This is a genomic window from Flagellimonas marinaquae, from assembly GCF_003992675.1.
GTDB lineage: Bacteria > Bacteroidota > Bacteroidia > Flavobacteriales > Flavobacteriaceae > Flagellimonas > Flagellimonas marinaquae.
In genome coordinates, this window is the sequence record NZ_RZMZ01000015.1 from 124,247 (window position 1) to 144,491 (window position 20,245).

Annotated in this window: 20 protein-coding genes; 10 read left to right on the plus strand and 10 right to left on the minus strand. The window is 41.1% G+C overall.

What is annotated here, in order from left to right; genetic code table 11:
• Positions 1-27: 27 nt before the first annotated feature.
• From EO130_RS09900 to pepT, 7 genes are all read right to left on the minus strand, one after another.
• Complete coding sequence (locus EO130_RS09900) at positions 28-1,092, minus strand: Fic family protein (protein WP_127141354.1); 1,065 nt, start codon at positions 1,090-1,092, stop codon at positions 28-30.
• A gap of 117 nt (positions 1,093-1,209) precedes the next feature.
• A complete protein-coding gene (rhuM, locus tag EO130_RS09905) occupies positions 1,210-2,085 on the minus strand; it encodes a RhuM family protein (RefSeq protein WP_241244336.1) in 876 nt (291 codons plus the stop codon).
• 5 nt (positions 2,086-2,090) lie between these two features.
• Complete coding sequence (locus tag EO130_RS09910) at positions 2,091-2,474, minus strand: four helix bundle protein (RefSeq protein WP_206513146.1); 384 nt, start codon at positions 2,472-2,474, stop codon at positions 2,091-2,093.
• Between the two features lie 24 nt (positions 2,475-2,498).
• Entirely contained in the window at positions 2,499-4,205 is a 1,707-nt protein-coding gene (locus EO130_RS09915) for a site-specific DNA-methyltransferase (RefSeq protein ID WP_127141356.1), read from the minus strand.
• 1 nt (position 4,206) lies between these two features.
• Positions 4,207-5,169 (minus strand): 5'-nucleotidase, encoded by a 963-nt coding sequence (locus EO130_RS09920; protein ID WP_127141357.1) that lies wholly within the window; start codon positions 5,167-5,169, stop codon positions 4,207-4,209.
• A gap of 244 nt (positions 5,170-5,413) precedes the next feature.
• Positions 5,414-6,004 carry a YdeI/OmpD-associated family protein gene (locus EO130_RS09925; protein WP_164732916.1) on the minus strand — a complete coding sequence of 197 codons (591 nt, stop codon included), beginning with the start codon at positions 6,002-6,004 and terminating at the stop codon, positions 5,414-5,416.
• Between the two features lie 2 nt (positions 6,005-6,006).
• Positions 6,007-7,236, minus strand: coding sequence for a peptidase T (gene pepT, locus EO130_RS09930; RefSeq protein WP_127141359.1), 1,230 nt, complete (start codon positions 7,234-7,236; stop codon positions 6,007-6,009).
• Between the two features lie 102 nt (positions 7,237-7,338).
• Here pepT and EO130_RS09935 point away from each other — a divergent pair, with 102 nt between their 5' ends.
• The 4 genes from EO130_RS09935 to EO130_RS09950 are packed head-to-tail and all read left to right on the plus strand — an operon-like array spanning position 7,339 to position 10,402.
• Positions 7,339-7,758: a hypothetical protein gene (locus tag EO130_RS09935; protein WP_127141360.1), complete on the plus strand. Its 420-nt coding sequence runs from the start codon at positions 7,339-7,341 to the stop codon at positions 7,756-7,758.
• Between the two features lie 56 nt (positions 7,759-7,814).
• Entirely contained in the window at positions 7,815-8,855 is a 1,041-nt protein-coding gene (locus EO130_RS09940) for a quinone-dependent dihydroorotate dehydrogenase (protein WP_127141361.1), read from the plus strand.
• Positions 8,856-8,860: 5 nt separating this feature from the next.
• The gene (locus EO130_RS09945) at positions 8,861-9,517 is read left to right on the plus strand and encodes a LysE family translocator (protein WP_127141362.1); all 657 of its coding nucleotides are present in this window, start codon (positions 8,861-8,863) and stop codon (positions 9,515-9,517) included.
• A gap of 21 nt (positions 9,518-9,538) precedes the next feature.
• Positions 9,539-10,402 carry a hydroxymethylglutaryl-CoA lyase gene (locus EO130_RS09950; RefSeq protein WP_127141363.1) on the plus strand — a complete coding sequence of 288 codons (864 nt, stop codon included), beginning with the start codon at positions 9,539-9,541 and terminating at the stop codon, positions 10,400-10,402.
• A gap of 51 nt (positions 10,403-10,453) precedes the next feature.
• On the opposite strand, the gene EO130_RS09955 is transcribed toward EO130_RS09950, so the two are convergent.
• Positions 10,454-12,676, minus strand: coding sequence for a TonB-dependent receptor family protein (locus tag EO130_RS09955; protein WP_127141364.1), 2,223 nt, complete (start codon positions 12,674-12,676; stop codon positions 10,454-10,456).
• Between the two features lie 278 nt (positions 12,677-12,954).
• On the opposite strand from EO130_RS09955, the gene EO130_RS09960 reads away from it, so the two are divergent.
• Both EO130_RS09960 and guaB read left to right on the plus strand, forming a co-directional pair.
• Positions 12,955-13,455, plus strand: a complete 501-nt coding sequence (locus EO130_RS09960) for a hypothetical protein (protein WP_127141365.1) — start codon at positions 12,955-12,957, stop codon at positions 13,453-13,455.
• Positions 13,456-13,540: 85 nt separating this feature from the next.
• Entirely contained in the window at positions 13,541-15,013 is a 1,473-nt protein-coding gene (gene guaB, locus EO130_RS09965) for an IMP dehydrogenase (protein WP_127141366.1), read from the plus strand.
• Positions 15,014-15,036: 23 nt separating this feature from the next.
• Here the strand turns inward: guaB and EO130_RS09970 are convergent, their stop codons facing one another.
• Positions 15,037-15,552, minus strand: a complete 516-nt coding sequence (locus tag EO130_RS09970; RefSeq protein WP_127141367.1) for a thioredoxin family protein — start codon at positions 15,550-15,552, stop codon at positions 15,037-15,039.
• 98 nt (positions 15,553-15,650) lie between these two features.
• On the minus strand, positions 15,651-16,889 hold the full coding sequence (lysA, locus tag EO130_RS09975; protein WP_127141368.1) for a diaminopimelate decarboxylase: 1,239 nt from the start codon (positions 16,887-16,889) through the stop codon (positions 15,651-15,653).
• 172 nt (positions 16,890-17,061) lie between these two features.
• Between lysA and EO130_RS09980 the strand changes: the two genes are divergently transcribed.
• The 4 genes from EO130_RS09980 to EO130_RS09995 all read left to right on the plus strand — a co-directional run bounded on the left by EO130_RS09980 (position 17,062) and on the right by EO130_RS09995 (position 20,212).
• Positions 17,062-17,700 carry an LON peptidase substrate-binding domain-containing protein gene (locus EO130_RS09980; RefSeq protein WP_127141369.1) on the plus strand — a complete coding sequence of 213 codons (639 nt, stop codon included), beginning with the start codon at positions 17,062-17,064 and terminating at the stop codon, positions 17,698-17,700.
• Between the two features lie 117 nt (positions 17,701-17,817).
• Positions 17,818-19,011, plus strand: coding sequence for an ADP-forming succinate--CoA ligase subunit beta (sucC, locus tag EO130_RS09985; protein WP_127141370.1), 1,194 nt, complete (start codon positions 17,818-17,820; stop codon positions 19,009-19,011).
• A gap of 347 nt (positions 19,012-19,358) precedes the next feature.
• Positions 19,359-19,694: a hypothetical protein gene (locus EO130_RS09990; protein WP_127141371.1), complete on the plus strand. Its 336-nt coding sequence runs from the start codon at positions 19,359-19,361 to the stop codon at positions 19,692-19,694.
• Between the two features lie 116 nt (positions 19,695-19,810).
• Positions 19,811-20,212, plus strand: coding sequence for a TerB family tellurite resistance protein (locus tag EO130_RS09995; RefSeq protein ID WP_127141372.1), 402 nt, complete (start codon positions 19,811-19,813; stop codon positions 20,210-20,212).
• Positions 20,213-20,245: the final 33 nt, after the last annotated feature.

Below are 20,245 nucleotides of genomic sequence, written 5' to 3' on the forward strand. Positions count from 1 at the left end.
TTTCTTGTGCATACTTTGTTTCAACCATCATCTTTCTTTTAAAATTTTAAGCAAGGGTTCATTCAAGTAATAATTTCTATTTCCCACTTTCACTTTGGTAAGCAATCCTGCTTCTGCAAGGGTGTTTAAGTAGCTTGAGGCAGTGTTTCTATGAATTTTCAATTCACGTTCCAAAAAACTGTTTTTGGTGTAAGGGTGCTTAAAAAGAATATTGATTAAATCGTGGCTGTAAAAACTGAAATTGCTGCGAATTTCCTTTTTGTAGTCATCCATAAGCACTTTTATCTTGTTAACTACTAAAATGGTTTCTTTGGCAGTCAATTCAACACCTTTTAGCATCCACACAATCCATTCTTCCCAACTACCTTTGGTACGTACTTCCTGCAAAAGGCGGTAATAATCGCTTTTGTTTTTTATAATGTAACTACTTAAGTAAAGTACAGGAATATCCAACAAACCTTGCTGAACCAAATACAAGATATTCAGCAAACGACCTGTTCTGCCATTGCCGTCTAAATAAGGGTGAATGCTTTCAAACTGAAAATGGATGATAGGCATTTTTATCAAAACATCTATATCGTGAAATTCTGGTACGTTGATGTAACGCTCCAAATTATCAAGCAACGTTTTTATATCGCCATAGTGCTGTGGCGGTGTATAAACTACTTCCTGCGTTTTAGGATTTTTTAAAACCGTACCTGGAATCTTACGGATGGGGTGATTGGGTGAAATAATATGTTGAATTCCGGAAATATCGTTAATGGTCAGCAAACCTTTAGTGCGAACAATTTCCAACCCCAATTTTATGGCATTGGAATAATTGAGGGCTTCTTTTGCCGTAACCGAAGCCACCGTTTCATCAATGCTGGCTTGGTACATTTCATCATCCGTAGTGACAATATTCTCGATTTCGTTACTGTCTTTTGCTTCTTGCAGCGTAAGCGTATCGAGTAGAATTTGAGAATTTGGAATTTTAGAAACTTCACCTTTAAGTTGCCCCAAAGCCCGAGATGCTTTGTTTAGTTGCTTTAAAATAGCTACAGACTCACAATCTACGCTTGGTGGCAGGTTTTGTATTTTGATTTCTTCCATAACTTATTTTTTTAATTTTTTGATGTGTTTATCAAAATCAGAAATAATTTTTTGGGTCTTATTAAATTCGTCGTAGGCTGCTTCTGCTTTGGAAATAGCCTCTTTACGAAACTTTGTTCACTTGCCTTCTAAAATTTTGAACTCATTAAAATTCAAAAACTTATCTACACTGTTTGCCAAACCTTCCATTGTAAAAGTGTTTTCTCGCTCAATCAGGTTTTCGATATAATCAAAATAGCCCGTTACTGTGCGTTCCAATTGTTTTATCTCTTTTTCCTGAAGGTAGTTTTTGGCTATGGTAGTATCTGATTTTAGGATTCTGCCTTCTGGTGCATTTTTCCAAGTGGTCAAACCCATATTTTCCTTTTTTGCATTGGCAGTTGCAAAGATAATTTCTGCCGCTGTTTGTCCTGTAATGGCAAAATGAAACTTGTTTTGTACCATTGCATAAAAATTCTTGGTGATTTCGGCTTTTGGGTCGTAATCAATGCTGCATTCTGCAAAAATGTCGGTGATTTGCTGGTAAATTCTGCGTTCACTGGCTCTAATGGAACGGACACGCTCCAATAATTCTCTGAAATAATCTTTGCCAAAAACTGCTTCGCCTTGTTTCAATCTGTTGTCTTCTAAAACAAAACCTTTGATAATGTATTCTTTCAGGGTTTTGGTAGCCCAAATTCTAAATTGCGTTCCTCTTTGTGATTTAACTCGATAACCAACTGAAATGATGACATCAAGATTATAAAACTTGACGGGTTTGTCTGAACCACTAATGTGCAAAATTTGCACATTGCTTTTTTCTTCCAACTCGCCTTCGTTGAAAACATTGCCAATGTGCTTGGTAATCACACTTCTTTCACGGTCAAAAAGCTGGCTCATTTGCTCTTGGGTAAGCCAAATGGTTTCGTTTTCCAACAGCACATTCAATTTTACCTCACCTTCTGGTGTTGTGTATAAAATAAAGTTGTTCTGTTTTGGTGTTAAATCACTCATCTGTTTTATTTTAGATTTGGGATAGATGGTTTTTGATTAAGACGATGTTTTACAGTTTTTACGGATGCCACAAAAATCGATATCAATTCATTGGTTTCAATTTTCAAATTCTGCAATCCAAAATCCTCATTCAGAACTCCAGAGTCTTCAATCATTTCTAGCCAAAACAAAGTTTCATCTGCTTCTTCAATTACCGTTTCCATTTTTGAAATAAAATCTTTATCACTCTTTGCTCTACAAACGGCTCTATAATTTGCAGCAACAGAAGTAGCACTCCTAATAATTTGATTTGAAAAAGTCCAACCAACTGACTTGTTCGGTAAATACTCTGATAATTGAATTACCTCAAGTGCCATTTTCTTTGTTCTACTTTGTATCTGTTCTTTCATAATCCGAAATCAAAAACCCTTAATCTAAAATCGAGTAATGTCTCTTGGTATTTTTTTGAAAATAATATTCTTCTTCGCCATAAATTCTTTTGGCAATAAGCAATTGTCTGCATAGATGATGTATTGCTCGCCTTTGGTTTTTATGAGTTCCAAAGCATCAAAGTCCAGAGTTGTGAGCTTGTCTTTTTCATAAATGAAGTAATAAACTGTGCCATCTTTCACGCCCAATTCATATTGATGATTGCTGATTTGTGATTTTGGATTACTGGAATCATCAATCCTAAATCCTAAATCTGAAATTCCTGAGCGTGTTTCCGAAAACCAAATGTATTCTCTGATTTTCGCCAAGCCGACTTCTTCGTTCAAGTTTTGGTTTTCGTCAAAAAGAGGCAAGCCGAGTTCGTAAAAATCAAATGCTCCGCCTGTACCTTCTACTTTTTTGTTGCCTTTTCCGTAGCCTATGGCTACTCGTTTTACTCGCTCTGCCGTAATATCATTGGCATAATCTTCCATTTCTACCAAAATAAATTTACGATTTCCACCGTCTTGTTTGTTTAAGTTCAACACTGCGTGGGCGGTTGTGCCTGAACCTGCGAAAGAGTCGAGGATGATAGAGTTTTTGTCATTTAATATTCCAACTAAAAATTGAATCAAAGAACTCGGCTTAGGAAATGAAAATATTTTACTACCAAACAGTTCAACAATCTCTTTATTGCCATCTTGTGTCATTCCTACTTCTTTTGGTAAATTGGTAGAAACTGCTTTCAAAATATAATCTCTGCCGTACTTCTTTAGGGCTTTTGCCTTGTCTTCACTTTCAAAGACACGATAGGAGGGAATCGAAATATTCAGAAAATCATAATCATCAGGAAAAACAATTTTTCCCTTATCATAATAATCTTGAAAAGTATCTTTTGTAACAGCCCAAGTTCTTTTGGGGTTAAATGGGTAACTCTTACCTGTTTTAGGGTCAACCATATCAAATGCTGAATTTGGACGTTCTTCTGCACTTGTTTGCTTTGTTAAATCAGTCAAACGCCATCTATCATTCGGGTAATCATCAGAGCTTCTATACTTTCTTGTTGATTCAATTCCTGCAAAAAAATTCTTCTTTGAATAACAAATAATCCATTCATAATCTTGTGAAATTCCATTTGGAACATCACTTTTTGCAGTTCTTTTTCTCCAAGGGAAGGTTGCTATATAGTTCCAGCTTCCAAAAATCTCATCACAAATCAATTTCAAATTAGCCTGTTCATTATCATCAATACTTATAAAAATTGCCCCGTCATCAGCCAAGAGTTTATGCAATAATTTTAGGCGAGGGTACATCATACAGAGCCATTTGTCGTGTCGGGTCAGGTCTTCACCATCTTTACCTACCACTTCGCCCAACCATTTTTTTATTTTGGGGTGGTTTACGTTGTCATTATATACCCAACTTTCGTTGCCTGTGTTGTATGGTGGGTCTATGTAGATGCACTTTACTTTTCCTTCGTATTCGGGTAGTAGGCTTTTGAGTGCTTCAAGGTTGTCTCCGTGTATTATCGCTCCGCTCGATTGAGGACTTATGATTGAGGACTTATGATTTTTAGAATCATCAATCTGCAATTCGAAATCATCAATCTCTAATTCCGCATTCCAAGTGTATTTGTGTTCCAATACTCGGTATGGCACATCTTGGTGGTGGCTCACCACTTTTTCTTTTCCTATCCAATGGAGTGTTGGCATATTATTTCTTTTTTTCTTTTTTGGGTTCTACAATAATTTCCTTCTCATAATTTTTGAGAATGGAATTGGTTTTATACAATACTTTACCACAAGGAACTTTTGTTTTGGAGTCGCTTAAATGGCTGTCTTGGTCATCAAAGAAGATATGTGTTCCGATAGCTTCTAAAACTGGTGCTTTAGGCCAACCACCCATAAAATAAGCTTCATCTACATATACATTCCATTTTCGGAAAGTCTTTATCACTCTCATATGACTGGGTGAGTTTCTTGCAGTAACTATTGCAATTCTTAATGGGGACAGTTCTTTTTCAACTGGGAGAAAATCTTGGATATAAGATAATTTTCTCAATAAAGCCGCGAAAGGGCCATCATTTAGAGGCACATCTTCATTTTCCTTTTCGTGTTTCCAAAATGCCTCAATACCTTTTTCCTTAAATATAATTTCAGATTCCTCAGAGAAAACAACAGCGTCAGCATCAAAAGCAAATTTTACTCGGTCTGTTTCTGGTTTAAAGTTTTCCGGTGGGTCATATACTAAAGCTGTTGCACAATCTGATGAGTCAATAATTTTTTGAACATCTTTTTCATCACGAGAAAGAAACAAGTCAACGTTAAATGCTTTTATAAATGGGGCTAAAGGTTCACCTGCTGAAAAAGCCCATCTTGAAATAGGAAGATTGTAATGTTCGATTGCCTTTAAAACTCGCACTCCCGTTTCAGGGCTATTTCTTGACATTACCACAACTTCAACAATTGGTTTTTCAACGTGGGTATTGAGTTTTAGTAAGGCTTCAACCAAAGGAAATGCAGTTCCTTTTTTGAGCAGCTTATTTTCATTAGCGAATTGGTATTCCCGAAATCCGCGAATATTTTGTTCTCTAAAAATTTTCTCTTCTTCTTCGAGATTAAAAAGAGCTCTCGAAGAAACACCAACCACTAATATTTTTGAAAAGTCTACGGGCATATATGGTCGCTTTTTTTGATATCAATAACTTTTTATTCTTAGGATGAATATTTTACGTTTCCAACGGTTAAACTTTTGAATAACTTCTTTATGTGAAGAGTTTCAAGAATCGACTGGATTCATCCTGTTTTCATCACTCACTCTTCGGTCGTTTTCCTGGAAAAGTGTCAAGTTAATGTAATTTGAAAGAAAAATCCATGCCTAATTGATGGATACCCTATTTGAGTTAATGGATAACTGATTGCTACCGATACCCATCATTCAAGCCAATACCCTCCTTGATCATAGGAAGTATTTTTTCCAATCTTCGCAGTTTTGTTTTTTCCTGTTTGGCCTCTGCGATATGTTCGCAAAACTCCTTCTGCTTGTAAGGGGATAGCTCTTTGAAAGCTTGTTGCAGCGAAGGGTCTTTTTGAAATTCGGAAAGTAACAAGGTGGGAATGACCACTTTTTTGGTTTTCTCGGTTTTTAGCTCCATCCCGTTTTCTTGGTTGTCCAATGCTTCATTCATGTAGGCTAAGACGGTTTGGCCGTCCACTTCTTCCAACCTTTGGAACTTCCAGTGCCGCATGCCTTTTGTTTTGCCTTCTTGGGCATTTTCCAATACCTTTTTAGGGTCCTTCAGGAATACACCGTTAAAAAACCAAACCCCAAAATGGTTATTGAACTTACAAATGCCAAAAACGTTTTTCCCGTTGAGCGTATACACGGGAATACTCCATTTGAAGTCCTCTTTTGCCTTTGTTTTCAGTGCTAATTCTCTGAGGAAGGCAATCCCTTTTTTAAACGGATGCTCTTTCTCGTAGTACGTTTCCAGCTTTTCGGACCTGTCCATAACTACTTGATTTGAATGGCAGTAAGTTCGCAAATTTTCACAATGACCATCACCGCTTTTTGCATACTTTCCAAAGGAACATACTCGTACTTGCCATGGAAATTATGTCCGCCGGCAAAAATATTGGGACAGGGCAACCCCATAAAGCTCAGTTGCGAACCATCGGTACCTCCGCGAATAGGTTTGATGATGGGCTCAATTTGAAGAGACTTCATGGCTTCTTCTGCAATCTCCACAATATGGAAAACAGGTTCTACCTTTTCGCGCATGTTTTTGTACTGGTCCTCGATAGTAAGGCTAATGTATTCCCCATATTTTTTGTTGAGCTTTGCTTTGATGTCGTTCAATAGATCTTTTCTCGCTTGAAAGTGGATTGCGTCATGGTCCCGTATGATGAGGTCTATTTCTGCCTTTTCAATTTCTCCCTTGATTTTGTGTACATGAAAGAACCCTTCCCTGCCTGTGGTATGTTCGGGAACTTCACTAGGGGGCAGGTGGGTCAAAAAATCGTTCGCTATACCGATGGCGTTCACCATTTTGTTTTTGGCATAACCTGGGTGAACACTTTTCCCAGTGATGGTTATTTTGGCCTTGGCCGCATTAAAGTTCTCATATTCCAGTTCGCCCACTTGACTGCCATCCATGGTATAGGCCCATTCGGCACCAAATTTTGCGATATCAAACTTATGGGCGCCACGGCCAATTTCTTCATCGGGCGTAAAGGCGATCCGGATGTTACCGTGTTTTATTTCAGGATGCTGAATCAAATATTCCATGGCCGTGATAATTTCGGCAATGCCTGCCTTGTCGTCGGCTCCCAAAAGTGTAGTGCCATCCGTAGTGATTATGGTTTGGCCTTCGTAAGCCTTCAGGTCTTCAAAGTAATCTGGAGAAAGCACAATATGGTTCAGTTGGTTCAGCACAATGTCCTTTCCGTCATAATTTTCAATAATCTGAGGCTTTACATTTCTGCCCGAGAAATCAGGAGAGGTATCAAAATGCGAAATGAAACCAATGGTAGGTACCTTTTTATCGATATTGCTGGGCAAAGTGGCCATGATATAGGCATTCTCGTCAATCGAAACCTCTTGCATGCCTATCTGGTGCAGTTCCATGACCAACTTTTTGGCCAGGTCCCATTGCTTTTCTGTGCTTGGGGTAGTTTGGGAGTAAGGATCACTTTGCGTATCGGTGGTAACGTATTCCAAAAAACGAGACAATAATTTTTCCATGGTCTGAGTTGAGTTTCATCAAAAATACTGCTTATTCAAAGCCAGTTTACAATTCAAAAGTATTAATAAGTATCTTTCAACCATCATAAATACAAACCTCAATTGAAAGCGATCATCTCTTTTCTTTTTTTGATTTCCGGATTTTACGGAATGGCCCAAATGGACTGTATTTTGGGCGTAGGCGGACGTGACGATGAAACCATCATCAAAGTGTTTGAACTTACGGAGGAACAACAAGAAAATCTGAAAAACTGGAGCGCCGAACTAAAGGTAAGGAACGATATCTTTAAGGATAAGGCCGCATACTTGATGAAGCAGAACGAAGAAAGCCCGCCCGAAGTACTTATGGAAGTGTCCAAAAAGTACCAATCCTACATTGATAGTATGGCAAATAATGTTCGTATGATCGATATGCGTTTGTTGGGTACTTTCAACGAGAAACAATATCAAAGATATGTAAAGCTATGCAGTCAATTGAGCTTGCGTCCTATCTACGTTAATAGGTCTGTTGACGAAAATTGAACTAAATGTCAATAACTGTTTGAAGAGTTTTTATTTTTGTCCAAAATCCATTTTTAATGTACAAATACCTGATTCGCCCGGTACTTTTTCTGTTTGATCCGGAGACCGTGCACCATTTTTCTTTTAATACCATTAAACTATTTTCATTATTGGGTTTGGGCGGGTTGTTCAGAAAACTTTTTGTGGTGAACGACCCCCGATTGGAGCGAGAGGTGTTTGGGGTAAAGTTTAAAAATCCCGTGGGTCTTGCCGCCGGTTTTGATAAGGATGCCAAATTGTACAATGAATTTTCCGATTTTGGTTTCGGCTTTGTGGAAATTGGGACAGTGACCCCAAAACCACAGCCCGGCAACCCCAAAAAGCGTTTGTTCCGTTTGTTGGATGACCAAGCCATTATCAACCGAATGGGATTTAACAATAAGGGTGTTTTTGACGCGGTGGAACAGTTAAAGAAAAAGCATCGCGTGATTGTTGGTGGAAATATTGGAAAGAACAAGGTAACCCCCAATGAGGAGGCCCTAAAGGATTATTTGATCTGTTTTGAGGCCCTCTTTGAGCACGTGGATTATTTTGTGGTCAATGTGAGTTCTCCAAATACTCCCGGACTTAGGGAACTTCAGGACAAGGAACCATTGACGAAGCTGCTCAAAAAGCTGAAAAATCATAATAAGAAATTAGCTAAGAGCAATCAAAGGAAAGAGAAGCCAATTTTATTGAAAATAGCTCCCGATTTGACAGATGACCAGCTATTGGATATTATCGAGATTGTGGCCGATACAAAAATTGATGGGGTCATTGCAACAAACACGACCATCGCGCGCAACAATCTGAAATCCCATCTTACGCTAACGGAGGAAATGGGCGGACTTAGCGGAAAACCCTTATCACATCGAAGTACAGAGGTAATCCGTTTTTTATCGGAAAACAGCAGAAAGGCTTTTCCGATTATTGGAGTAGGTGGCATCCATTCTCCCGAAGATGCGCTCGAAAAGTTGGACGCTGGGGCCGATCTGGTGCAGCTGTATACCGGGTTCATTTATGAAGGTCCGGCACTGATCAAAAAAATAAACAAGGCCATTTTAGAAAAAATGGCGTAGGAATTATGCAAAGCCTGTCGTTAGTTTTGGAGACCATCAATTATCCCATATTGATAGGTTTCTTCCTATCTGCTCTTGCCTTGGCCCTTTCTCCTGGACCGGATAATATCTTTGTGCTTACCCAGAGTATGGGTCATGGAACAAAATCGGGCATGACCGTGGTTTTTGGTCTCGTTTCAGGCTGTTTGGTGCATACCACTTTGCTCGCATTTGGAGTATCGGAAGTGATTAAGCGAAGCGATGCCCTCTTTTTTATCATCAAACTATTTGGTGCCCTTTACTTGTTGTTTTTGGCGATGAAAGTGTACAAAAGTGATGCGTCCATTCAATTGGAAGAGGGTAAAAGTGCCAAAAAAACTGGAAGAAACCTGTTTTGGACCGGTTTTACCATGAATGTGCTCAACCCCAAAGTGACCATATTCTTTCTGGCTTTTTTTCCTGGATTTCTGTTCAGTGAAACATTGAATACCGTGGTGCAATTTTATGTGTTGGGACTGCTTTTTATGCTTTCGGCCACTATTGTTTTTGGGACGATTGCGCTATTGGCCGGCTCCATTTCCAATTACTTAAAACACCATAAAAAGGCCGGACTTTACCTAAAATGGATGCAGATCATTGTTTTTGTAGGGATTGCCATTTATCTATTTGTATCGGATAAATAAGTGCTATTTTTACGGAAGCTTATGCCAAAGGTAAAACTCATAGAATGTCCTCGGGACGCCATGCAGGGAATCAAGACCCATATTCCTGCGAAGGAAAAAGCAAAATACATCCAATCGTTGCTGGGCTGTGGTTTCGATACCATAGATTTTGGAAGCTTTGTTTCACCCAAAGCCATTCCCCAAATGCAGGATACTGCAGAAGTGTTGGGACTATTGGACCTCACCCGCACCCAAAGCAAATTGTTGGCCATTGTGGCCAACGTTCGTGGGGCGCAAGATGCCTGCGAGCACGAAGCCATTGATTATTTGGGCTTTCCTTTTTCCATTTCCGAAAACTTTCAAATGCGGAATACGCATAAAACCATTGACCAATCCGTGGAAACCTTGAAGGGTATTTTGGAATTAGCGGATAAACATGGCAAGGAAGTGGTCACTTATATCTCCATGGGGTTTGGAAATCCCTACGGAGATCCTTGGAACGTGGAGATAGTAGGGGAGTGGACCGAAAAACTTGCCGCTATGGGAACACGTATTCTTTCCTTGTCCGATACCATTGGTAGCTCCACTCCAGAAGTGATTGATTATCTGTTTTCCAATTTGATTCCCAAATATCCGGATATTGAATTTGGGGCCCATTTGCATACTACGCCCACTAAATGGCACGAGAAAGTGGATGCGGCCTACAAAGCAGGCTGTCGTCGTTTTGATGGAGCCGTGCAAGGCTTTGGTGGTTGTCCCATGGCCAAGGATGAGCTCACTGGTAACATGCCCACCGAAAAAATGCTGTCCTATTTTACCGCGGAAAAGGCAGATACCGGTGTCAATTGGATGGTGTTTGAGGCAGCCTTCAACAAGGCAACCGAGCTGTTTTCGGTGTATCACTAAAAAAGGCACCCCGAAGAGTGCCTCTGTTTACTGATTTTTTAAGAACAACTATTAATATCGAAGTTCAATACCTGCATAAATCCCGAAGGGATGTCCGGGCCTTAGACCAGCAGGAACCCTTGCCACTGCATAGGTTTCATCCAATAAGTTGATGGCATTCGCAGTGAGGGCCAAATGCTTGTTGAATCGGTATCGTCCGCCAAGGTCCACAATAAAGTTGGATGCCACCTTTTCATTGGCTGGAATAGGGCCACTACCTGCCAAAGTTCTAAATGCACCGTTGTACCTTCCACTCAGGTTGATTTCAAAATTTTGATGCTCAAGGGACAGGGCAGCATTGAACTGGTGTTTTGCAATGTAAGGAAGTTCATCTCCTGAATTCACCTCTCCCCAGATGTCATTTTCACTACCAAAACTGTTCAAAAACTCCGTATCGGTCAAGGTATAGCTAAAGGTAAAGGGAAGTTTTAGATTTTGGTTGTTTTCCAAAAAGTTGTAGTTCAGCAATACTTCCAGACCTTGAACCCGAACCTCACCCGCATTAAATTGGTCCAAGGAACCTGTTCCTCCAGTAGCAGCCAAATCACTGCCCAAGAGGTTGCTGTAATCATTGTAAAAACCGACTAGTTCACCAGAGATTCCAGCAAAAGAAAATCGGCTTCCCAATTCATAATTGATACTTTCTTCTGGATTTTCCCCAGGTTGATTGCTGGGTGGTGAGAATCCTTTGTGTACTCCACCAAATACGGAAAGTGTATTGAAATTATAATTGAACCCGATACCAGGGATAAACACGTCGACCTTGTTTTGTCGCTCCGAAATATCCGTACCCTCGCGGGAGATGTCATCGGTACCGTAGTCCAATCGTTCCAAAGAAATATTCTCGTAACGAAGTCCCGGGGTCAAGGTCAAATCATTGATTTTCACTTTGTACATGGCATAAGAGGCAAATGCCCTTGCGCTACTGATTCGGTTGGCATTGGTTCCAGGAATACCCGCATTGACCAATTGCATGTTACCATTCACCATTGTATAATCGTCAATCCATTGAAAACGATCTTCTTCGTCGTAATGGTAGCGTAAACCTACTTCTAAATCGTGGTAGGTGTTCTCGCCGTTCCAGTGGTAGTCCAATTTGGTCTGAACTCCGGTGGACAGATAATCGCGATTATTATTTCGGGCATTTAGGAAATCGTCTCCATCACTATCAACAGCACCTGTCACCAAGTCAATATAGCTATTGAAAGTGGTAGGGTCGCTAAATATGTTGCCTATTCCTTGGCGTTCCCCATCAACGGTAACAAAGTCGACCTTGTACCAATTGCGGCTAAAATCGTTGTAATACCCAATGGTAGTGATTCGGAATAGGTCACTAAACTTTAAGGCATGGGTCCCCATCACCTGAAGATGTTCCGTATTCATTTGGTCGTTTTGGGAGCCTGCATAACGGCGGAAAGGGTCGGCATCAAAATCTTCTTGCGTAAGGCCAAGATAGGTTTCGTTAGAGGTTTCGTCCGAATATTGGAATTTTACCTCAAACTCTTGCCCTAAAGGAGCTTCGGGATTGGTATTGATTTTGAATTTGGCCACGAGGTCATTTTTGTCGAAACCAGTATTATCACCATTTTCAAGATTTTTGAATCCGTTGGAATTGTAGTTGAGGTATTCCACGGCGTACCCAAAATTTTTCTGGGTATCTCCGAGTTGCGCATGAATACGACCACTTTGGAAACTTCCGTAGCTACTGTTCAAAAAGATGCTAAAATCATCTGGAACCTCAGTGGAAATCATATTGATGGCCCCACCCGTGGTATATGGCCCGTATTGCACTTGACTGCTTCCTTTCAGAATCTCGACTGCCTGCATACGGGCTATGGTGGGGAAATAATAGGCGGAAGGAGCACTGTAGGGAGCAGGGGCGATGAGGACGCCATCCTCCATTAAGGTGATTTTTGAACTCCGTTCGGGGGAGGTTCCCCTTAAACTGATGTTAGGCCTTAGGCCGAATCCATCTTCTTCATAAATATTGACCCCGGGCACAGAGCGTAAGGTGCGGTTGATATCGGTATAATTAAATTTTTTGATTTCTTCAGGAGAAAGGTAGTACGAGGAGCCTGTCCTGTTCTTGGCGGCAAACTTACTTCCGAAAATGACCTTCGCGGAAAGGACTACTTCGCTCAATTGAATAGTTGATGAATCGGTTGGAATCGGGTTTTGTTGGCCAAAAAAAGCTAAACAACTCAAGAGTGCAATGGTAAGGGGTAATCTGCGCATAACATTAATTAAGACTTATTTTAAATAATAAGCTAGTTTAGGCCGGCAAATTTATGAGGTCTTTTAGAGAAAACAAATATTATTTAGAATAAATAAAGATAACTACAGGGAGCATATGGATGATTTATGGATTATTGGTCGCAGTTTGCATAATCGATATGCGCTAACAAATTGATTAAGATCAATTCCTTGGCTAGAGGGTTAGATATTTACTTTTAAATTTATTTAGATTAAGTCTAAATGGATATCTTTGATGCGTCAAAGAAAACTATTTCCAAATGAAGTACGACGGAGTATTGCCTAACTTACCCAAAGAACTACGCTTGTTTATCGCTGTTTTTGTTGTGGTGCTTTCCGTTGGTTATTTTACCGGCTTGCTTTTTGTGCAGGAAACTGAGGCAACAACTCCATTGGGTGTCGAGGAGAATTATTTGGGCAATGAGGATGATTTGGAAGCCGAGGTCATGAAGTTTAAAAAGGGCAATCGCGAGATGCTCACGGTAATCCATACGCATATTCTTTCCATGTCCCTTATATTTTTCTTGTTGGGTGGATTGGTCTGGATAACCAAGGCGCCCAAAAAGCTAAAACTATTTTTGACTCTCGAACCCTTCCTGTCCATCATACTAACGTTTGGAGGTATCTATCTGATGTGGTCGGGTATTGGTTGGTTTAAGTATATCGTGGTGTTTTCGGGAATCTTGATGACTTTGACCTATTCAACTGCTGCAATTTTGGTGTTGGTACAATGTTACAGCGGTAAAAAGTATGTCGTTTGATTTCTTTTGTGCTTCACTTTTACGTGCTTTTATGACAATCAAATAAATTAGTGGTATATTTGCACGCAATTAATCCGTAATTGCAATGGAAGCTCACCAAAACAAAATTGTTGGCGAAGGACTTACTTACGACGATGTTCTTCTTGTGCCAGCTTACTCCGAAGTACTTCCCCGAGAAGTCAATATCCAGTCAAAATTTACCAAAAATATTACCATCAATGTGCCCATTGTTTCTGCGGCCATGGATACGGTAACCGAATCCCGTATGGCCATTGCCATGGCTAGGGAAGGGGGGATAGGAGTTCTGCACAAAAACATGACCATTGAGCAGCAAGCTTTGAAGGTCCGCAAGGTAAAGCGCGCCGAGAGCGGGATGATCATGGACCCCGTAACGCTTCCGTTGGACTCTGTGGTGCGGGATGCGAAAGCCAGCATGAGGGAGCACAGTATTGGTGGAATCCCGATTGTGGATGATAACAAAAAACTGATCGGAATTGTCACCAACCGTGACCTGCGTTTTGAAAAAAATGATGACAGGCCTATTGCAGAGGTAATGACCTCCGAAAACTTGGTTACTGTGGGCGAGGGAACTTCCTTGCAGCAAGCCGAAGTGATTCTCCAAGAAAATAAAATAGAAAAATTGCCCGTGGTCAACGATAAGGAAGAACTTATCGGCTTGATTACATTCAGGGACATTACCAAACTCACCCAAAAACCAATTGCCAATAAAGACCAATATGGTCGTTTGCGCGTAGCGGCTGCCATTGGCGTGACTGCCGATGCAGTGGAGCGGGCAGGTGCTTTAGTGAAAGCTGGGGTGGATGCCATCATAATTGATACTGCGCATGGACACACCAAAGGTGTGGTGAGTATTTTAAAATCGGTCAAGGAGGCCTATCCAGAATTGGATGTGGTGGTTGGAAATATTGCCACTGCCGAAGCGGCCAAGTACTTGGTAGAGGCCGGAGCCGATGCTGTAAAAGTGGGTATCGGACCTGGTTCCATTTGCACCACCCGTGTTGTGGCAGGTGTTGGTTTTCCACAATTTTCCGCAGTTTTGGAAGTAGCGGCTGCCTTAAAAGGGACCGGAATTCCCGTAATTGCCGATGGAGGAATCCGTTACACGGGGGATATTCCCAAAGCGTTGGCAGCCGGAGCCGATACCGTAATGTTAGGTTCATTGTTGGCTGGAACCAAAGAATCTCCAGGGGAAACGATTATTTATGAAGGACGTAAATTCAAATCGTACCGAGGAATGGGTTCAGTGGAGGCTATGAAGCAAGGTAGTAAGGACCGATACTTCCAAGATGTAGAGGACGATATCAAAAAATTGGTACCCGAAGGCATTGTAGGCCGTGTACCTTACAAAGGGGAATTGGTGGAAAGCATGCACCAGTTTATCGGTGGTCTTCGTGCTGGTATGGGGTATTGTGGTGCAAAGGATATCGAAGCCTTGAAAAACAACGCTCGATTTGTCAAGATTACCTCAAGTGGTATTCATGAGAGCCATCCGCATAACGTAACCATTACAAAAGAGAGTCCGAATTATAGTAGGTAAGAATAAAGCCTAGGCTGGGGAAATTATTTCCCAGCGTAGCTTTGCCAATCCTTGTCCTTGTAGATATTGTCCCCAAAATACTTGGCAATCTGCATAAAGGGCTCTACTTTTTGGTATCCGGGCACGGGAGACAACATATTGAAATCTTCATCCAAAAAAACCACTGTGGGGTAGCTCATCTTACCTTGCAATAGCGCTGCAGCCAATTCGTGATAACCCCTTCTTCCGGAAGGCACAAACTTGAAGGTCTTACCTTGGTATTGGATGGGGTCTTTGCCCTCGGCATCCATTTTTACCATGTAAAAGTTATCCTGCATGTATTTGGAAACCTGTGGGTTTTGAAAGGTATCCTTGTCCATTTTTTTACACCATCCGCACCAGTCGGTGTACACATCCACAAAGATTTTTTTGGGAGCTGCATCGGTCTGGGAAAGCTGCACGGCTTCTTCCCAAGATATCCAATTAATGTCTTGGGCCTGTGCGTTAAAGCCGATAAGTGCTACAAAAAGTAAACTGATTTGGGTAAAAATTGAGCGCATAGTCTTTGTTTTTGACACTAAGGTCGTCCTGTTGATACAAAACTAACGAAAATTGTGCCAAAAAAGTATGGGCTTTAACAGTCCCTAAGGCTTTGTGCTTACTTTACCGCCTGTGTTTTGGGCGACTCAAACAAGTCCTTCACATCCACTTGATTGGCCAAGATGTCATCAAAGGTTTCCCGTTTTCTGATGAGGTGTCCCTTGCCTTTGTGCCAAAGTACCTCGGCGGGCCGATATCTGGAATTGTAATTGTTGGCCATAGTGAAGCAGTACGCTCCGGCATTTTTAAAACAAAGGATGTCGCCTTCGGTGATTTCATTGATTCTTCGGTTGCTGCCAAAGGTATCCGTTTCACAAATATATCCTACCACCGAATAATAACGCTCCCTGCCATTTGGATTGGAGATGTTGCTAATTTCGTGGGTAGACCCATATAGCATGGGCCGTATCAAATGGTTAAAGCCTGAATCAATACTGGCAAAAACTGTAGATGTGGTCTGTTTTACTACATTGACCTTGGCCAAAAAGAAGCCGGCCTCGCTCACCAAAAATTTACCAGGCTCAAAGGCAAGGGTGAGCTCTCGCCCGTATTCCTTGCAGAACTCGTTGAATCTTTTGGTCAGTTTTTTGCCCAACTCATCCACGTTGGTTTGAATGTCACCTTCTTTATAAGGTACTTTAAAACCGCTACCAAAATCAATGAACTCCAAGTCCTTGAAGTTTTTGGCGGTTTCAAAAAGAATTTCCGAAGCGTAGAGGAATACATCAATATCCAAAATATCACTGCCAGTATGCATGTGTATTCCGTTAATGTTCATGTCGGTAAGTTCCACAATGCGCAACAAATGTGGTATTTGGTGTACGCTGATACCAAATTTGGAATCGATGTGTCCAACCGAAATGTTGGAATTTCCACCCGCCATCACATGGGGGTTAATTCGGATACAGACCGGAATATCGGGATGCTTGCTGCCAAACTGTTCCAAAATGGAAAGGTTGTCAATATTTACTTGGACCCCAAGCGCAGCAGCTTCTTCAATTTCTTCCAGAGAAACCCCATTGGGCGTAAAAATGATGGACTCTGGCTTGAAGCCAGCCAAAAGCCCCAATTTTACTTCCTGGATGGAGACCGTATCCAGGCCACTGCCTAAGCTGTTCAATAATCTAAGAATGCTAATATTGCTCAGAGCCTTGGCGGCATAGTTCAACTTTAGGTGAGGTACACCTTTAAAGGCATGGGTCAGCTTTTTATATTGGGACGTGATTTTGTCCGCGTCATACACATACAAGGGCGCACCAAATTCTTCGGTAAGTTGAAGTAAGTCCTTAGCATTCATAGTAAAACAGATTATTTGGAACAAAACTAGTTGTTACGGTGCTTACTTACAAGAAATTTAATTTAATCTATCAAAATATAACAAATTGTTTGTTTTGAAACATTTCAACTTTGGGCAGCAGTTGTAGCTTTGGTTTTTGATACGTATTTTTAGACAAATCTCAACATTGAACATGAAGCTTCCATTATTCCCATTGCAGTCGGTATTTTATCCGGGTGAAACGGTGCCACTTCATATTTTTGAGGATCGCTACAAGCAATTGATACACGATTGTAGGCGGGAGGCACTTACTTTTGGTATTCCGGTATATATCAATAATTCCATTTCATATGGGACAGAAGTTCAATTGGTGGAAGTGGTGAATACCTACGAGTCGGGAGAAATGGACGTGGTCTGTGTTGCGCGACAGATTTTTAAGGTGTTGAGCTTTGAACAACAACTGGAAGGAAAACTCTACGCTGGCGGCGATGTTGCCTTTTTGGAAACGGAGAACGATGCGGACGAAAACTTGAGAGCGGAAGTGCTTCAAAAAGTGGAGGAACTTTACGATATTATGGATGTTCCTTTCACTAAGACCTCGCCCAAGCAATTCAACAGTTATTCCTTGGCCCACAAAATGGGGCTTTCTTTTGAGCAGGAATATGAATTGTTGCTTATGACCAAGGAAACCGACCGTTTAAACTTTATCAAGGCCCATTTGGAAGCCACTACCCACGTATTGCACAAAGTAAATCGTACCAAGGAAGTGATTGAAATGAATGGCCACTTCAAAAACTTTGACCCTTTGGACTTCAAAGATTTTAAGTTATAGCTGTTTCTTTGTAAAAACACTCCTTAATTCCGTCGGAAAAGGTAATTATTCATTTAACATCTTCAATTTGTCAGCGGTGTTTTCTATTTTTGTCAGCAAACAAAAGTAAACTCACAGATGAATCTTCACGAATATCAAGGAAAAGAGATTTTAGCCAGTTTTGGCGTTAGGATCCAACGAGGAATAGTAGCGCACAACGCCAAAGAAGCGGTAGACGCCGCAAAACAACTTACAGAGGAAACCGGTACAGGATGGCACGTAATAAAGGCCCAAGTACATGCAGGTGGCCGTGGTAAGGGCGGTGGTGTAAAGCTGGCCAAGAACTTGAAGGAAGTGGAAGAATTGGCGGGCAGCATCATTGGGATGAACCTAGTGACCCCTCAAACATCTGCCGAGGGTAAAAAAGTACATCAAGTATTGGTAGCCGAGGACGTGTATTATCCTGGCGATAGCGAAACCAGCGAGTTTTATATGTCCGTGCTACTCAACAGGGGCACTGGTAGGAACATGATCATGTACTCTACAGAAGGAGGTATGGACATTGAAGAGGTGGCCGAAAAGACCCCACATTTGATCTTTACGGAAGAAGTGGACCCTGGACTGGGATTATTGCCTTTCCAAGCACGTAGGATTGCCTTTAACCTAGGTTTGTCCGGAACGGCTTTTAAGGAGATGACCAAATTTGTGATGTCCCTATATAAAGCTTATGTGGAAAGTGACGCAAGTCTTTTTGAGATTAACCCGGTGTTGAAGACTTCGGATGATAAAATTATGGCCGTTGATGCCAAGGTAACCATTGATGATAACGCACTTTACCGAAGAAAATCCTACGCCGAAATGCGCGACCTTCGCGAGGAGAATCCCATTGAAGTGGAAGCCCGCGAAGTAGGATTGAATTATGTGGATTTGGACGGTAACGTGGGTTGTATGGTCAACGGTGCCGGTTTGGCCATGGCTACCATGGATTTGATTAAAATGGCAGGTGGAGAACCGGCCAACTTTTTGGACGTAGGAGGAACTGCCGATGCCAAAAGGGTAGAGGAAGCTTTCCGTATCATCCTAAAGGATCCTAACGTAAAGGCTATTCTCATCAACATTTTTGGTGGAATCGTTCGTTGTGACCGAGTTGCACAAGGAGTTGTGGATGCCTATAAAAATATGGGTGATGCTATCCAAGTGCCCATTATTGTGAGATTACAAGGTACCAATGCTGAGTTGGCCAAGGAAATTATTGATAATTCCGGTTTGGCGGTGCACTCTGCGGTACAGTTCAAAGAAGCTGCCGACAAAGTGGAGGAAGTATTGAGCTAGTCTCAAACCAGATAAATTTCAGAAAGGCAATGCTAAAAAGGCATTGCCTTTTTTTGTGTCCAGAAGCAATAGCACAGCATTTTTTCTGGTAAAAACTATGCTTGTTTCATAGTCCGTTCGTTTTGAGAGCTTTCCTGAAATATCCAAGAAATCATCAAACGAACACCTCCCCAAATCCAAGTATTAGGTAAAGGTTAGGTGCATTAAACATTTGTTAAATCCTCATATTCTGTAACATTTTAGATTTTTAATCGTCTTATTTTTGAGATGTCTTTAAAAGGAGCTCTTGAATGAGGTTCTTTTTTAACAAATCATTAATCATCAATAAAAATCAAAAAACAGAAATCATGAGAAAATTTAAGACGATTACAGTAGCGTTGGCGTTGTTTGTGACCATGGGTGCATTTGCAACAGAGGGTGAAAAGGAAACCAAAGAAAAAAGCCTTTCCGGACAGATTTACGAAATGTTGAAAGACAATCAATTCAACGTGGATTACAAAGAATTGAGTGCGGAAGTTCGTTTCATTGTAAACGAAAATGGCGAATTGATCGTGCTCTCGGTAGAAACTGAAGACGAGGTGTTGGATGGCTTTGTAAAAAATCGCTTGAACTACAAAAAGGTGCAATTGGAGAATGTTGCCCCAGGCAGAGTATATCAACTTCCAGTACGAATTACCGCATAGAAAACGGAAATTGTTTGAGTTAGCAATTAAAAGCCCTGAAATTCAGGGCTTTTTTGTGTACTAAAATGGAGGTTTTGGAGTTATGTAAGTGGAGCATCAAACCAAAACCCCGTCCTATGGGAACTCATGAAGAAAAATTGAGCATACTTTCAGAGATGATCGCCTTTGCAAGGGTAGATCATTCCCTGAAGCAATCGGAGTACGATTTTTTGCTTCAAGTTGCCCGTGGCCTCGGAGTGGATGAGGATACCTTTAAAGGACTCCTAAAGGAAAGACCGCCCAAGGTGCGCTTAAAAACACAGGCCGACCGCATAGTGCAGTTCCATCGACTTATGTTGCTTATGAACATTGACCATGAACAGCACAAAAAGGAAATTGACCGACTTTACAACATTGGTCTACGAATGGGCCTACCACCCGCGGCCATTAGTCAGGTTTTGGAAGTGATGCATCGCTACCCCGATAAGATTGTCCCGCCCAATGTGCTGATCAATATCTTCAGGGCACATTACAATTAATGCCATAATGACACCTTATTTCTTTTGAAAACC